The sequence below is a fragment of the Laceyella putida genome (assembly GCF_042665195.1).
GTDB lineage: Bacteria > Bacillota > Bacilli > Thermoactinomycetales > Thermoactinomycetaceae > Laceyella > Laceyella putida.
Window position 1 is genome coordinate 125,601 of the sequence record NZ_JBHTBW010000019.1, and the last position, 15,060, is coordinate 140,660.

The following is a 15,060-nucleotide window of genomic DNA, read 5'->3' on the forward strand; positions in this document are numbered from 1 at the left end:
AGTGAGGTGAACGTGGGCGTGTTGCATGCAAAAACGCGTTGGCATAAAGCGGAGATCGATGAAACGTTGGCTGCCAGATTGGCCGCTGATTGCGAAGTCGACCCCTTGATCGCCCGGATGTTGGTGCGCAGGGGAATCGCCGACAGCGAGGCGGCCAAACGGTTTCTTAAGCCGAAGTTAGAAGATTTACACGATCCTTTTTTGCTTGACGGGATGGCAGAAGCGGTAGCGCGCATCAGGCAAGCGTTGACGAATAAAGAAAAAATCCTTATTTATGGAGATTATGATGCGGACGGCGTGAGTAGCACCAGCCTGTTGCTCTTCGTGATGAAAACGCTCCAGGCGGAAGTGGATTATTATATTCCCAACCGTTTTCGCGAAGGATACGGGATAAACAAAGAAGCGTTGGTCTTGGCCAAAGAGCGCGGCTTTGGGCTGGTGGTGTCCGTCGATACGGGCATTAGCGCGGTGGCAGAAGCGGAAGCGGCCAAAGAACTCGGACTCGATCTCATCATCACGGATCACCATGAGCCGCCGGAACAGTTGCCGGACGCTTACGCGGTGATCAATCCCAAAAAGCCGGGGTGCCCCTATCCCTTTAAGATGCTGGCGGGTGTGGGGGTTGCGTTTAAACTGGCTACCGCCTTGCTTGGACGCATTCCGGAAGAGTGGTTGGAATTGGTCGCCTTGGGCACGATTGCCGACTTGGTTCCCTTGACGGATGAAAACCGCATCTTGGCGGCGTTTGGATTGAAACGGATGGAACAGCGGAAACTGATCGGATTGCGGGCCTTGTTGGAGGTAGCCGGGATCGAGCGAGAAGTGACGGCGGGACATGTGGGGTTTGCCATTGGGCCGCGGATCAATGCCAGCGGGCGCTTGGGTTCAGCTGATGCGGCCGTTCGCCTATTGACCACGGAAAATGAAGAAGAAGCGCGGCGATTGGCGGAAGAGCTGGATGAGATGAACCGGGAACGGCAAGAATTAGTGGAAGAGATGACCCAAGAGGCGATTGCGGAAGTGGAACGGGACAAAGATCAGCACCAACACGTGATCGTCATTGCCAAAAAAGGTTGGAACGTGGGCGTGGTCGGCATTGTCGCGTCCCGTTTGGTGGAAAAATATTACCGTCCTGTCATTGTGCTGAGTATTGATGAGGAGAAGGGCATGGCCAAAGGTTCCGCGCGCAGCATCGCCGCCTTTCATCTATATCAAGCGCTGGCGGAGTGTCGGGAATGGTTGCCTCACTTTGGTGGGCATGCGATGGCGGCGGGCATGACGTTGCCCCTTGAAAACATTCCCGCTTTGCATCAAAAGCTCAGCCAACTGGCTCAGCAGTGGTTGACTGAAGAAGATTACGTGCCGCAAACGGTATTGGAAGATGAACTCAGTTTAGGGCAGATCCAGCTGCCTTTAATTGATCAAATCGAAGCCCTTGCCCCTTATGGCATGGGAAATCCCACTCCCCTGTTCGCTTTGAACAACCTGAAGTTGTCCCGTTTGCAGTTGATGGGACGATCCAATGAACATGTGAAGATGATCGTGCAGGATGAGGCCCATCTCTTAGAAGCGGTTGCTTTTCGGGCGGGCGGCATGGAAAGGGAGATTGCCCCCTACGCAAGACTGCATGTGTTGGGGGAATTGCAGGTGAACGAATGGAACGGGAAACGTTCCCCACAGTTGATTGTCCGTGATGTTGCGATCCCGCATTTGCAGATTTTCGATTGGCGTAGCAACCGCAAGCAATTGGATCGCTTCTCTGAGATGGATACGGATCAATGTCTCTTTGTCTGTTCGGCGGGTACCGAGGATGAGACGCTGTTGCGACAATCCAAGTACAAGGTGGCTTCCTGGGAAGAGCTGGAGCGGGATCAGTGGGACGAGGCGGAGATCAAACAAGCGAAACATGTGGTATGGGTGCAGGCGCCCCCCACGATGTCGTTATGCAAAAAAGGGTTGCCTTTTTTTGCTGATGCGGAACGGTTCTATCTGTTGTTCGGCGATAAAGAGTTTGACGATATGTTGGTCAAAACACCAACACGGGAGGAATTTAAGAAGTTGTATCGTGTGTTGGCCGGAAAGGAAAAGCTCTCTTTGTCCAAACATTTTTCTTCTTTAGCCCGGGTTACGGGATTGCAAAAACGCGCGCTTTCCTTTATGATTCAAGTGTTTGCGGAGTGTGGCTTTATTTCGATCGATCAAGATGAAATCAAAATTCATCGTAACCCAAACAAAAAACCATTAACTGAATCGGCACATTATCAAAAACAAATGGAACGAGAAGAAGTGTTTCGCACCCTTGTGTACTCAACGTATCTGGAGTTGTGTCAGTTCTTGGTATCAACGATTGCTTTTACACATATAGGAGGCTTAGCTAATGAACTTCAAAGAGAAAATTCGAGTGATTCCAGACTATCCGCAACCGGGGATCCGTTTTAAAGATATCACCACCCTCTTAAAAGACGGCGCAGCATATCAAGCAGCGATTGACCAATTGAAAGAGCAATTGAAAGGCAAAGAAATCGATGTAATCGTGGGACCGGAAGCGCGAGGCTTTGTCGTGGGAGCACCCTTGGCCTATGCTTTGGGGGTTGGCTTTGTGCCCGTTCGCAAAAAAGGAAAGTTGCCAAGTGAAACGATTGAAGCCAATTACAGCTTGGAATACGGAAAAGATTCGCTCGCTATGCACAAAGATGCGATTCAACCAGGCCAAAAAGTGTTGATCGCCGATGACTTGCTGGCCACGGGCGGAACGATTTCCGCTACCTTGGACTTGGTCAAGCAATTACAAGGTGTGCCGGTGGCCGCCGCGTTCCTGATCGAGTTGAACTATCTGGAAGGCCGCAAGAAATTGGATGGACTCGATGTGGTTTCCTTAGTACAATATGATTAAGAAACAAAGTCACCCTGGTGTGGGGTGGCTTCATTTGTTGAAAGAGGTGTCTGAATGATCGAAACAGAGCGACTTTTGTTTCGGCCTTATCGGGAGGATGACGGTAGAGCTTATCGCTACATCTGGCGTGGCAACCCACATCCATCCACGATAGTTCCATCCTAAATTTTGACGTAGCGTCCATTCGCTAGACAGGAATCATTTTACGGTAGGACTGTTTCCTCCTACCAACCCCATATGATTCAGTTATCAATGTTCGAGTATTTTAACGAGTTTTCGCTTAAATGATAGTTTTAAGTGTTTCCGCACTCCATGTCAATATTATGCGGTTGCTCTAAGCATCCCCCACAAGGGGGAGCTTATTTTTTTGTTATTCTGTATTAATACAGAGGTTGCATTATGCACTCTGTTATAATATAATGAATATAAATTCATTTACAGTTGGGAGGAAATCTTCTTGATATCCCATTCCTTTGCCTATGAGGCATCGTTCGTTGAGGAGAAGGTTGAGCAAACGAACAGAGACAATGAACAATGGGCAGAAGAGTCACCAGAAAAAATCATTCGCGATTATTTGTTTGAATATTATAATAGAGGCAGCAAATAAATAGGTCGGCCAACGCCGACTTTTTTCTTTGCTTCGCGGCATGATATAGTGAAGAAAGAGTTGGTTTGGAAAGGCGGGGTGACGATCCATGGCGAGAATCCGCGTTTCGCGCAAATGGTTTGCCAAGTATCGCAACCTTCAAGATGCCATTGTCGATGCGACACCAGGCACGACGATTGAGGTTGAACCAGGCATCTACCATGAAGATTTATGGATTGATCGCTATATTGAAATCGTTGGCCTTGGCGCCCAGGGCGATGTTGTGATTCAGGGCAAAAAGCTTGCCACGGTCGAGATGGGGACCGGCTATGCGGTGATCAAAAATGTCACCATCAAGCAATCGCGCAATGTACAAGCTCCTGTTGTGCTGATGAATAAAGGCTCTTTGGTTTTGGAAGATTGTCACGTCTTGGCAGGCAAGAGCCCGGCGATCTCGATCTTGCATGATGAGGCCGAGCCGATTGTGCGCAGATCGTTGGTGTTCAGCGAGAAAAATGTGGCAGTCCAATGCCAAAGCATGGGGAAAATCCTGTTTGAACAATGCGAACTCCTCAGTCATGGCGACTTGGCTGTGGTGTTCATTGCACAGGGAAACCCCACTTTTCGCAAATGCAAGTTGACGGGTACGTTGGGGTATGGGGTGTTTGTGGAAGAAGCGGGGCAAGGCCAATTTGAAGAGTGCAACCTGTACGGATTCCATCACAGTCCCGCGGTGGGGATTCACGGAGGCAATCCGACGTTTTTGCGGTCGCAGATTCATGATGGCAAAGCCACAGGCATTGTGATTCAAGGAGGAAAAGGTGTTTTTGAGGAATGCAAATGCTTTGCCCTTGGCAAAGAGCGGGCAGCGGTGCGGGTAGCGGGACGCGCTCATCCTCGCTTTCATCATACGGAGATCAAAAACTGTCCCGGAGGGGCCTTTCTCTTTGAAGAGGAAGCAAGCGGCATCGTGGAGCACTGCGACTTGTATGGGTTTATCGATAAGCCCGCAGTGGTGATTCGGACGGAGGCGCAACCCCAATTTTTGCGGACACGGATTCACGATGGTGACCAAGGGGCCATCACTTGCTATCACAACGGAAAAGGAATTGTGGAAAGTTGTGACCTGTTTGGGTTTAACCGCGCCATTGTCACCGTGCTTGATGATGGACGGTTGGATTTGTTGCGTTCCAAGGTATACAACGGACAAGAGTATGGGGTTTATTTTGCGCAAAAGGCGGAAGGGATTTTGCAAGAGACGGAGATAAGCCACTTTCCTTTCCGGGGTGCCGTCTGTGTGGCCCATGCCGCGGATCCCACGTTGATTCGTTGCCGCATATCCGATTCAAAAGTGGGGATACACGTCATCGACAATGGACGGGGAACGTTTGAAGAGTGTTTGGTGACGCAATGTGAGGATGCGCCGTGGTTAGTGGAGAATGGGCATCCGACCATCCGCCATTGCCGGACGGATCAACCTTTATCCTCCCCCAAACCATCCGATCAGGCTGCCGCGGATGAGGAACCGCTCCAAGCTTTATATGCCGAATGGGCCCATGTCATAGGGCAAGAAAAAGTAAAACATAAGATGCGGGATGTGATTGCTTACTTGGACTATCAACAAGACCGTAAGCAATTGGGTTTGCCGCTTTCAGATGAGATGCCGATTCACGCGGTCTTTTATGGTCAGCCAGAAACCGGCAAGCGGGAGATGGCCCGTTGTTATGGACGGATATTGCAGAAGATGGGCATCTTGTCCACTGACCGGGTAACCCATGTCGATGGAAGGTATTTAGTGAAGCAACCAGGGGAAGCCATGCTGCAAGAGTGGCGCCGTTTAGTCAATGAGGGGAATGGGGGTGTTCTCTTGATTGAACATCTGCCCCTTTTGACCAAAACCGAAAGTGCGCTTGCCCAAGGGCAAATCATTTTAGAGCAGCTTTATCAGATGTTGCAGAAGCGGGAGGCGGATTGCGCCCTTATCTTTGCGGGTGATGAACGGTCGCTCAAGGAGTGGCTGGCAGGACAGGTATGGTTGACGAACTTGGTGAAAAACCACTTTGTCTTCACTCCCTATTCGCCTAATGAGTTGGCGATGTATTTTGAGCGTTTCGCGCATGAAGAACAGTATATGATCCATCCTTCGGCCAGGGAAGAATGGCTCAAGGCGATGAATGAGATATATCGGACTGAAGAAGGGAAAAGCCAGTTAGAGCGGCTGCGACGGTACTTCCAAAAAGTAAAATTCAATCATGGACGGAGATGTGCCAAACTGCCTAAAGAAAAGCGGAACAAAGAGATGCTGGTCACCTTTTTGCCCGAAGACTTTGTGATGACGGAAGACACGGATATACGTCCGGAGAATCCGGCATGGTTGTCTGAAATCGAGCGATTTCTGCATTGAAACAAGAAGTGGAAAGTTTATCCACTTCTTGTTTTGTTTCTGTCAAGCTTCAAGTAAGCCAAGTTCTTCTTTTTGGGTTATAATGATAATCCGTAAAGTTATAAAAAATTACCTTGACAATTCAGGTTTATGTCAAGTGAATTGCTTTATCATATTTAGATTGTTGATGGAGGCGGATTTTGAGTCTTCGTTCGTTCCTAGGTTGCCTTGTAGGGAAGCACCTCCCGGTATCGAAGCTATCATCCGCAGGGTACAGGCAAAACGCCTTTCGCTCTAATGGCTCTGCTGGTTTACGCATTATTCCGAAGTTCATCAGACAAACAATCACGGGACGGAATGTCCATGTTGAAGGGGGTGAGTCGTTTGGCGACAGTATTGTATGTTACAGCAAATCCCAAACCGGAGCAGGAATCCGTCTGTTTGCGCATGGGTCGAGCATTTGTGCGAACATATGAGCTTACCAATCCGCTGGATGAGATCGTGGAATTGGACTTGTATCGCGACCCTATTCCGCTGTTGGATTCCGATGTCTTCAACGGATGGAGCAAATTGAATGAAGGATCTCCGCTCACGCTGGAGGAGCGGCAAAAGGTGGGACGGATCAGCGAGCTGGTTGAGCAATTTATCGCCGCGGACAAATACATTTTTGTCACGCCGATGTGGAATTTCGGCTTGCCGCCCATGTTTAAGGCTTATATGGACCTGGTTTGCATGCAGGGGAAGACGTATCAATATACCGCAACGGGTCCGGTCGGATTGCTATTAAACAAAAAGGCGGTTCATATTCAAGCGCGTGGACAAGTTTATTCACAAGGCCCAGCGCAAGCGATGGAATATGGTGACAGTTATGTGCGACTTGTGCTGGGATTGATGGGAATTACTGATGTCCAATCGATCATTGCGGAGGGGACTTCCGATCCGCTTCGGTATGCCCAGATTCTACATCAAGGGATACAGCTGGCCAAACAACAGGCGGTCCAGTTTGCGCAAAGCTAAAAAAGGTGAATCAAATGTGAAATGATTATTCATAATACATAAGGAACGACATGGCTTGACAAAAAAATAATGGTCTCATATACTTACAAAAGATAAGTTATTACTTTTTGTTTAGGAGGAAGACTAATGGCTAAAGTCCTGTATATCACTGCCAATCCAAAAGCTGAAAACGAATCTTTTAGCCTGAAATTGGGAAAAGGTTTCTTGGAAAAATACCAAGAAGTCAACCCACAAGACGAAATCGTTCATCTCGATCTGTATCAAATCGACCTTCCTTACATCGATGCGGATGTATTCAGTGGTTGGGGCAAATTGGCCAAAGGGGAAGGGTTAAGCGAGGAAGAGCAGCGCAAAGTCTCGCGGATCGCTGAACTGACCGACCAATTTGTTGCCGCGGACAAATATGTGTTTGTGACGCCAATGTGGAACTTCCTTTTTCCACCGCGATTAAAAACCTACATCGACACGATTTGTGTGGCAGGGAAGACCTTCAAATACACAGAACAAGGGCCAGTCGGTCTGCTGGATGGCAAAAAAGCGGTTCATCTGCATGCGAGTGGGGGCGTATACTCCCATGGGCCAGCCCAAGAATTAGGTTTTGCAGACCGTTACTTGCGCGCGGTGTTGAATTTCATCGGCATTACCGACGTGCAAACGGTTGTTGCTGAGGGAATGGCCGCACAACCCGATCGGGCAGAGCAAATCCTGCAAGAGGCGATTGCCAAAGCCCAAGATACGGCTGTGCAATTTGCAAAATAAATGAAAGTGACACCAGGCTGCGGCGAACCATTCGCCGGCAGCCTTTATTTTAGTGGCGAATATAAGCGGAAGCGCTCTTTTTTCAAGCTGATGTTCTCTTGCTCAAATTCATAAATTTTCCCTTCGCTCGAGTTGATTTCCCTGATGGGATGGGTCTTTTCCGGTGGATCGATGCGAAAGAGTTCCCATTCTCCCGTCAAAATTTTCTCTTCTCCATCATGAGAGAGATTTCGATATTTGCCTGTGACATAGTAATCCTTATAGGTATCAAGCACGACTTGGTCTGACGGGACATTGTTTTCCATCAGGATCAGGTATTTTTTGTTGGCCACGAAAAATTGTGCCAATAAACCGATGATCAGGATGCTGATAAACATGATACTGGCAAAAAGGGCAAAAAGGGAGTAAAGTTCTTTAAAGTGCAGTTTATCCATGTTCCGTACCATATAGCGGATCAAGATGGTGGTGCACAGGGCCAAGATCATCAGAATGAAAATGTCGAAGTTTTCGGATAGGATATGGTAGCATTCCAGATAAAGATTTTTCAATAACAAGAAGAAAGAAGCGTCTGTCTGCATCGATTGGATATAAATCCAAAGAAGCAAAATCGTCGGGGTAATACACAGAAACAGGATGATTCCTTTGCGGAAAATGGAGTATAACAAAAAGACCACCGTACAGGCGATATAGATGAAAAACAACAGGGTGGGTTCCAGCAATTTGTTTAAGTTCATTTCAAAGTAGATCGCGGGGATTTCGTATTTGAAATAGGGGATGAAATTATACCAATAGCAGTAAACATACCACATAGCAACCAGAATGACGGTAAGCACCTCCGATGGGATGACATCGGTTACCATTTTCATGCGGATGATCTGCTCCCTTTCCTTCATTTCCTCTTCCATCAAATCTTCTTCATGGGCAGGATGGTTCATACAGGCCTCCTCGGTCATCTTCTTATTCTCCATCAATATTCACCCATATTCACGGAATGCGTTCAGATATGACAAAAGAGCCCTTTTTGAGAAAGAGCTCTTTTTGCCGGGATTGAGGGTTATGGATGTGTACAAAAAATCGCTTCCAAGCGAGTAGGTTCAAAAAACCAGAGTAGGCTGCAGACCACAAACAACAACAAACTAAGCGACAAGCTGGAAAGAAACAATTCTTTATTCAACTGGCTTCACCCTTCAAGTGCGCTTTATTTTTCTACCTATATAGACTCTTCAGATGAAGCCTGGGTTGCGGAAAATAACCACAAGTGATGTCATAAGTTGTATGGTTGAGCATCTAGGGCGTGTCTGGCAAATCAAGTTGACCATTGGGAGAAGGCGGAAAACCCTTTTCCCGATGAGCGCCGAAGGACAAGTGAAGCGAATGGGAAAACGGTTTTGGAGCCGCCGATATATTTATCAGACACACCCTAGAAGATCTTCACACCCAACACGTGATCGATCGGGATGCAACCAATTTCCCTGCTGTCCCTGCTGTTATTGCGGTTATCTCCCATGACGAAGATCTGGCCTTCCGGAACGACGAACTCAGCGTCCGGCGTGTCAATCATCGCTTCTTTGATGTAATCTTCTTTCAATAGTTGCCCGTTCCGGTATACCTTGTTGTGTTTGATGGTGATGATGTCCGCAGGGACGCCGATGACGCGTTTGACCCAGACGTCATGGTTGCGGTTTTCTTTGAAGACCGAGAACAGCGGGGTATCCAGGAAATCATCTTTCCATGTTCGCTTGCGGTCGACCCGGCTGTCGATGATCACAATGTCTCCTATTTGCGGTTGGTAAGAGAGCGCGCGGGGGAGCTTGGATACGTAAATGTGATGATTCGGCTTTAAGGTGGGTTCCATTGAACTGCCGAGAACCTTTGTTGGTTGAAAGATGAAAATACTGATGAAAAGTGCGATCGTAATACCGAAGACAATCGAGCTGCCCCATGCGAATAGTTCTTTCAGGATCTTCATTATTCGAAAGACATCTCCTTACTTTGTATTGGAAAAAAGAGGTTTTGAAGATGTTTATTAATTCAATGCTTTTGCGAAAATTCCTTTTGGATATTAATATGTTGTTAAAATCGATTAACTGGAAGTGTTGTTTTAGCCCGGACGGACGTGGTGAAGGGGTTTTCTTTGTGAATGGCAGAGGGAAACGTTTTGATAAGAAATAAATTTTGTATTTTGATAAAATAGTGAATAGATGAATATAGGAGGGGAGTGCCATGCCGTTTTACCGTCGTTTGGGAAAAATCCCAGCCAAGCGCCATATTCAGTTTCGACAACAAGATGGAAGTTTGTATCGGGAGCAGGTGATGGGCACGAAAGGATTTTCCGGCATTCAGTCCATTCTGTATCATATCCATCCTCCCACACAAGTGAGGGAAGCCAGGTTCCTGCGGGAGTGGGCCGTTCAGCCGGAACAAGAAGGCGCCAATCGCCATCGCCATTTTTTAAGTTTTGAGGCACCTGGAGGAAAAGATCCGATTGAGGGGAGAATTCACTGGTTGGTGAATGAGGATGCGGCGATTGCCACGGTAACTCCAACAGAGCCGATGTCCTATTTTTTCCGAAATAGCGATGGGGATGAAATTCTCTTCGTCCATGAAGGAGAGGGGGTCTTGGAAACCATTTTTGGTGATCTTCCCTATCGCGCGGGGGATTATCTGGTCATTCCTGTGGGCACCACCTACCGTTTGGCCATGACAAGTGCGAAGACCCGCTTGTTGGTGATTGAATCGACAGGGGAAATCACGCCGCCGCGCCGCTATCGCAATGAGGTGGGCCAATTGATGGAGCATAGCCCCTACTGTGAACGGGATATTCGGACGCCGGAGAAGTTGCAAACCCGTCAGGAGAAAGGAACATTTGAAATCCGCGTCAAGTCACGTAATCGCTTACATTCCTATATTTACGATTTCCATCCATTCGACGTGGTGGGGTGGGATGGATATCTTTTTCCATGGGCGTTGAATATTGAGGATTTTGAACCGATCACGGGTTCGATCCATCAACCGCCGCCGGTTCACCAAACCTTCGCTGGCCCCAACTTTGTCGTCTGCTCTTTTGTGCCGCGGATGTATGATTATCATCCACTGGCGATTCCCGCCCCATACTACCACAGCAATGTGAACAGCGACGAGGTGCTTTATTATGTGCGGGGCAATTTCATGAGCCGAAAGGGCATTCGCGAAGGATCCATTACGTTGCATCCGAGTGGGATTCCCCATGGACCCCATCCGGGAAAAGCGGAAGAGAGCATCGGAAAAACATGGACTGAAGAATTGGCGGTCATGGTGGATACGTTTCGCCCGCTCAAAGTGACGCAAGCGGCGCTTAAGCACGAGGTGCCAGATTATATGGCTAGTTGGTACCCTGCGGAGACGGAGGAATAAGATGCGCATTGATCCCAGAAAGCAGTCGAAAACGGATAATTACAAGTTATTGATCGGCAGTGTTTTGCCCCGGCCGATCGCTTTTGTGACATCCAAGGGTCCGAATGGGGCAGTGAACGCGGCCCCCTTCAGTTTCTTCAACGTGTTGGCCACGGAACCCCCTTTGGTGGCCTTTTCCTGCCTGCGCAAGCCTGGCGGTATCATGAAGGATACGGCGCGAAACATCGTGGAACACGGAGAGTTTGTCATTCATATCGTGGATGAGCGTATCGTCCCGCTTGTCAATGAAACCGCCGTCGAATTCCCGGCGGAGGTGAGCGAAGCGGAGCAGGTTGGATTCACTTTGGTGGAGAGCGCGGTCGTGGGGGTTCCCCGTCTGGCGGAATGCAAGGTGCAGATGGAATGTCAGTTACATCAGCATTTGGTGCTTGGAGGAAGCTTAAAGGAGCCCAACAGCGATGTGCTGATCGGGGAAGTGGTGCAATTCCATGTCGCTGATGAACTGATCGATCAGGGAAGAATCGACACGATGAAGTTGCAACCGGTGGGACGGATGGCGGGAGCCACCTACAGCAAGCGGGGGGAGTTGTTTGACATTCCGCGGATGAGTTATGAAGAGTGGTTGGAGAAGAAGAGGAATCAGTGACTCTTTCCTGATGGACCTCACCTTCTCAAACCATGGTTGGATTGATCATGTAAGAGGGGAAGAAGGAAAAGAGCAGGTTCGAAACGCGCGAACCTGCTCTTTTTTCTTTAATCGGGCTGTACTTCATATTTCTTCTGCTTTTGATAACGCGCCCGCTCATTTTTGGCAAGGTATTTCTTCCGCAGGCGGAACGTTTTGGGCGTGATCTCCAGCAATTCGTCCTCTTTCATGATCTCCAGTGCATCGTCAATGCTCAGCTGGCGCGGGGTGTCGAGGCGCAACGCTTCTTCGGCGGTGGCGCGGCGAATACTTGTCAGGTGTTTCTTTTTGCATACGTTCACTTCCAAATCGTTCTCACGGATGTGTTGACCGACGACCATGCCCTCATACACTTCGGTTCCCGGTGTGATATAGAGTTGGCCGCGTTCTTGGGCCGAGTGTAACGCATAGGTGGTGGCCGTACCCGCTTCCCATGCGATCAGCGAACCGAACTCATGCGTTTCCATTTCACCGGCGTAAGGCTCATATCCGGCAAACAAGGTATTCATCAACGCTTCCCCACGGGTGGCGGTCAGGAGCTGAAGACGGAAGCCCAGCAAACCGCGAGACGGCGCTTTGTAGACAAAGAGAATGTTGCCGCTGTCCAATACGGTCATATCGAGCAACTGGCCTTTGCGCTTGCCCAAGAGTTCCACGACAGCGCCTTGTTGCTCACTGCTCACTTCAATTTCTACTTGTTCAAAGGGCTCATACTTCTGGCCGTTGATCAGTTTGACAATGACTTCTGGCTTGCTCACCTGGAATTCATATCCTTCGCGGCGCATGTTCTCGATCAGGATGCTCAAGTGCAACTCCCCGCGGCCAGACACGAGGAAGTTATCGGCCGAGTCCGTATCTTCCACGCGCAAGGCCACATCTTTCTCCGCTTCGTTATAAAGGCGTTCGCGAATTTTGCGGGAGGTGAGGTAGGTCCCATCTTGACCCGCGAAAGGACTGGTATTGATGCCGATCATCATGCGCAAAGTGGGTTCCTCCACCTTGATTGGCGGCAGCGCATCAGGATGATTGGGGTCGCAGAGGGTATCGCCGATCCCCACTTTGCCCAGTCCGGTGAGGGCGATGATATCTCCAGCGAACGCTTCTTCCACTTCTACACGATCCAAGCCTTGATGGGTGAACACTTGACCCACTTTCACTTGTTTGTTTTCCCCGTTGGCTGTCATCAGCAAAAGGGGTTGATTGCGGCGAATGGTGCCGCGGTTCAGGCGCCCGATCACGATTTGTCCTTTGTACTCGTCAAAGCCGAGAAGGGTCGCTTGCATCTGAGTGGGGCCTTCAGAGTCCACCGTGGGGCCGGGAAGGTATTCCAAGATGGTTTCAAACAGCGGTTCCATCGACGGGGTGAGTTCATCTGGGGCGTATCCGGATGAGCCGGTCAAGCCGCTCGCATAAATGATCGGAAATTCACACTGCTCTTCACTGGCACCCATATCGACAAAGAGATCAAAGGTGGTGTTGACCACTTCATCCGGGCGGGCGTGGGGCCGGTCGATTTTGTTGACGACGACGATGGCCTTATGTCCGCGCTCCAACGCCTTTTTCAGCACAAACTTGGTTTGCGGCATGGGCCCTTCAACCGCGTCAACCAATAACAGCACACCGTCCACCATGTTCATCACGCGCTCCACTTCGCCGCCGAAATCGGCGTGTCCGGGCGTGTCGACGATGTTGATGTTTATTCCTTTATATTGGATTGCGGTATTTTTTGAAAGAATGGTAATGCCGCGTTCACGTTCCAAGTCATTGGAGTCCATTACACGTTCATCTACTTGCTGATTGTCACGGAAGATTCGACTTTGTCGTAACATCGCATCAACCAACGTCGTTTTGCCATGGTCTACGTGTGCGATGATAGCGATATTGCGAATGTTATTCTCTTTGTTCATGTTATGGTGAGGAGTCAATGCGACTCCTACCCTCCTTTTCGTTTCTGATTCCCAAACGGAATCGTACCATAAATGAGGGAATTTATGCTAGAGGGAGGGGTTTTTCCGCTTGATTCTTTTTTTCCGCAACAAGATAAGACCGACGGACAGACCGATGAGGAGCGGATACAAGAGAGCCCAGCCGATAAACGGAATGATCGTGAGTGTAAAAATGAATGACACCCAGCTAAACATGGCGCCGGGCACCGAATCGCGCAATAGTTTGATGCCGCTCGCACATCCGGCGAGATAAGTGAGGATAAACGTCGCATTGGGGAGTTGCAACAATTGCGCAAGCGTTATCCATTGGCTGCCATAGGCCGACAACACCACCGCAAAACAAGCGCTTAAAAAGAGCAGGCCCCCGATGGGAGTGCGTTGTTGGGATGATTGCCGGGTAAAGAAGCGGGGTCCATGACCAGCCGCCCCCAAGGCAAAAGCGAGGCGTGAAGCCGCCCCGCTATAGGCGATCACCGTCGCGGTGCAGATGAGGAATGAGGTAAGACCGATAAACAAGCTTCCTGCGGGTCCGATCGACTTCATCACCAACGCGCTTAAGGCTTGTGCCCCGGCATGCTGGGTGCCCACCGTGACAAAGGCGGTCAGAAAATAGAGCAGTCCCACGATTACGGCGGCGATGAGCACGCCCACAATCGTGTCGCGTTTGGGATTGACAAACTCACTGGAAAGATGGGACACCGCTTCCCAACCAATATAGCACCAGAAAAGGATCGTGGCCGCTTCCCCCACCGGAAACCATCCATGCGGCAGAAACGGGGTAAAGTGGTTGATGTTCAACATGGGCCAAGCACTGAAGATGACGCTGAGCAACACGGCGATAATGCCGATGACGAGCAAGAATTGGATATTGCCGCCCAACTTCATGCCCAACCCATTGATGAGGAGGGCGAGCAAGAGGATGAAGAGGGCGATGGCGATTCGTGCCATTTCCCCCAAGCCCAGTGCTTCACTCAGGTAACCGGCTCCCGTCAGAGCGGCGACAGGAGCGCCAACGGCGACTGACATCAGAAAGAACCATCCGACATAAATGCTCCATTTTTCGCCAAAAGCCAAAGAGACGAAGTGGGCGACCCCACCAGAATGAGGGTGGCGAGAAGAAAGCAATCCCATCGTCAACCCCATGGGCAACACCAGGAACAACATCAATCCCCAGGCGAGCAAGGAGGCGGGTCCGGCCAGTTCTGCCGCCAAACCGGGAACAAGCAAGATGCCCGACCCCAAAACGGCACCAACATATAAGGCGACGGCTTGTGGCAACCGAATGGTTTGTTGCAAGTCATGCATTGGATTTTCACCTCTTCGTTAATGAATGGTTTTCTTTATCTTACTTTTCGCTTTAACATCAGTAAAATAGATAGATATAATGAAGTTGATCGA

Annotated in this window: 11 protein-coding genes; 7 read left to right on the top strand and 4 right to left on the bottom strand. The window is 49.4% G+C overall.

What is annotated here, in order from left to right; all coding sequences use genetic code 11:
- Positions 1 to 18: 18 nt before the first annotated feature.
- The 5 genes from recJ (at position 19) to ACFQNG_RS06990 (ending at position 7,638) form a co-directional block, all read left to right on the top strand.
- On the top strand, positions 19 to 2,439 hold the full coding sequence (gene recJ, locus ACFQNG_RS06970) for a single-stranded-DNA-specific exonuclease RecJ (RefSeq protein WP_379864175.1): 2,421 nt from the start codon (positions 19 to 21) through the stop codon (positions 2,437 to 2,439).
- Positions 2,378 to 2,893 (top strand): adenine phosphoribosyltransferase, encoded by a 516-nt coding sequence (locus ACFQNG_RS06975; protein ID WP_379864176.1) that lies wholly within the window; start codon positions 2,378 to 2,380, stop codon positions 2,891 to 2,893. Before recJ ends, ACFQNG_RS06975 begins: the two co-directional genes overlap by 62 nt.
- Positions 2,894 to 3,588: 695 nt before the next feature.
- A complete protein-coding gene (locus ACFQNG_RS06980; protein ID WP_379864177.1) occupies positions 3,589 to 5,883 on the top strand; it encodes a right-handed parallel beta-helix repeat-containing protein in 2,295 nt (764 codons plus the stop codon).
- Positions 5,884 to 6,246: 363 nt separating this feature from the next.
- Positions 6,247 to 6,879, top strand: a complete 633-nt coding sequence (locus ACFQNG_RS06985; protein WP_379864178.1) for an FMN-dependent NADH-azoreductase — start codon at positions 6,247 to 6,249, stop codon at positions 6,877 to 6,879.
- A 126-nt stretch (positions 6,880 to 7,005) separates the two neighbouring features.
- Positions 7,006 to 7,638, top strand: a complete 633-nt coding sequence (locus ACFQNG_RS06990) for an FMN-dependent NADH-azoreductase (protein ID WP_379864179.1) — start codon at positions 7,006 to 7,008, stop codon at positions 7,636 to 7,638.
- A 44-nt stretch (positions 7,639 to 7,682) separates the two neighbouring features.
- Here the strand turns inward: ACFQNG_RS06990 and ACFQNG_RS06995 are convergent, their stop codons facing one another.
- Positions 7,683 to 8,573: a hypothetical protein gene (locus ACFQNG_RS06995; protein WP_379864180.1), complete on the bottom strand. Its 891-nt coding sequence runs from the start codon at positions 8,571 to 8,573 to the stop codon at positions 7,683 to 7,685.
- Positions 8,574 to 9,058: 485 nt separating this feature from the next.
- Positions 9,059 to 9,607 (bottom strand): signal peptidase I, encoded by a 549-nt coding sequence (gene lepB, locus ACFQNG_RS07000; RefSeq protein WP_379864181.1) that lies wholly within the window; start codon positions 9,605 to 9,607, stop codon positions 9,059 to 9,061.
- A 254-nt stretch (positions 9,608 to 9,861) separates the two neighbouring features.
- Between lepB and ACFQNG_RS07005 the strand changes: the two genes are divergently transcribed.
- Together ACFQNG_RS07005 and ACFQNG_RS07010 are read left to right on the top strand one after the other, a co-directional pair.
- Positions 9,862 to 11,031 carry a homogentisate 1,2-dioxygenase gene (locus tag ACFQNG_RS07005; RefSeq protein ID WP_379864182.1) on the top strand — a complete coding sequence of 390 codons (1,170 nt, stop codon included), beginning with the start codon at positions 9,862 to 9,864 and terminating at the stop codon, positions 11,029 to 11,031.
- Between the two features lies 1 nt (position 11,032).
- Positions 11,033 to 11,677, top strand: coding sequence for a flavin reductase family protein (locus tag ACFQNG_RS07010; protein WP_379864183.1), 645 nt, complete (start codon positions 11,033 to 11,035; stop codon positions 11,675 to 11,677).
- A gap of 107 nt (positions 11,678 to 11,784) precedes the next feature.
- Here the strand turns inward: ACFQNG_RS07010 and typA are convergent, their stop codons facing one another.
- Both typA and ACFQNG_RS07020 read right to left on the bottom strand, forming a co-directional pair.
- Positions 11,785 to 13,623: a translational GTPase TypA gene (gene typA, locus ACFQNG_RS07015; RefSeq protein WP_379864343.1), complete on the bottom strand. Its 1,839-nt coding sequence runs from the start codon at positions 13,621 to 13,623 to the stop codon at positions 11,785 to 11,787.
- 87 nt (positions 13,624 to 13,710) lie between these two features.
- A complete protein-coding gene (locus tag ACFQNG_RS07020; RefSeq protein WP_379864184.1) occupies positions 13,711 to 14,967 on the bottom strand; it encodes an APC family permease in 1,257 nt (418 codons plus the stop codon).
- Between the last annotated feature and the right edge of the window lie 93 nt (positions 14,968 to 15,060).

Excerpts from the sequence above, each read along its gene's own strand:
- ACFQNG_RS06975 (WP_379864176.1), top strand. The coding sequence starts at position 2,378 with ATGAACTTCAAAGAGAAAATTCGAGTGATTCCAGACTATCCGCAACCG.
- ACFQNG_RS06980 (WP_379864177.1), top strand. The coding sequence starts at position 3,589 with ATGGCGAGAATCCGCGTTTCGCGCAAATGGTTTGCCAAGTATCGCAAC.
- ACFQNG_RS06990 (WP_379864179.1), top strand. The coding sequence starts at position 7,006 with ATGGCTAAAGTCCTGTATATCACTGCCAATCCAAAAGCTGAAAACGAA.
- ACFQNG_RS06995 (WP_379864180.1), bottom strand. The coding sequence starts at position 8,573 with ATGAACCATCCTGCCCATGAAGAAGATTTGATGGAAGAGGAAATGAAG.
- lepB (WP_379864181.1), bottom strand. The coding sequence starts at position 9,607 with ATGAAGATCCTGAAAGAACTATTCGCATGGGGCAGCTCGATTGTCTTC.
- ACFQNG_RS07005 (WP_379864182.1), top strand. The coding sequence starts at position 9,862 with ATGCCGTTTTACCGTCGTTTGGGAAAAATCCCAGCCAAGCGCCATATT.
- ACFQNG_RS07010 (WP_379864183.1), top strand. The coding sequence starts at position 11,033 with ATGCGCATTGATCCCAGAAAGCAGTCGAAAACGGATAATTACAAGTTA.
- typA (WP_379864343.1), bottom strand. The coding sequence starts at position 13,623 with ATGAACAAAGAGAATAACATTCGCAATATCGCTATCATCGCACACGTA.
- ACFQNG_RS07020 (WP_379864184.1), bottom strand. The coding sequence starts at position 14,967 with ATGCATGACTTGCAACAAACCATTCGGTTGCCACAAGCCGTCGCCTTA.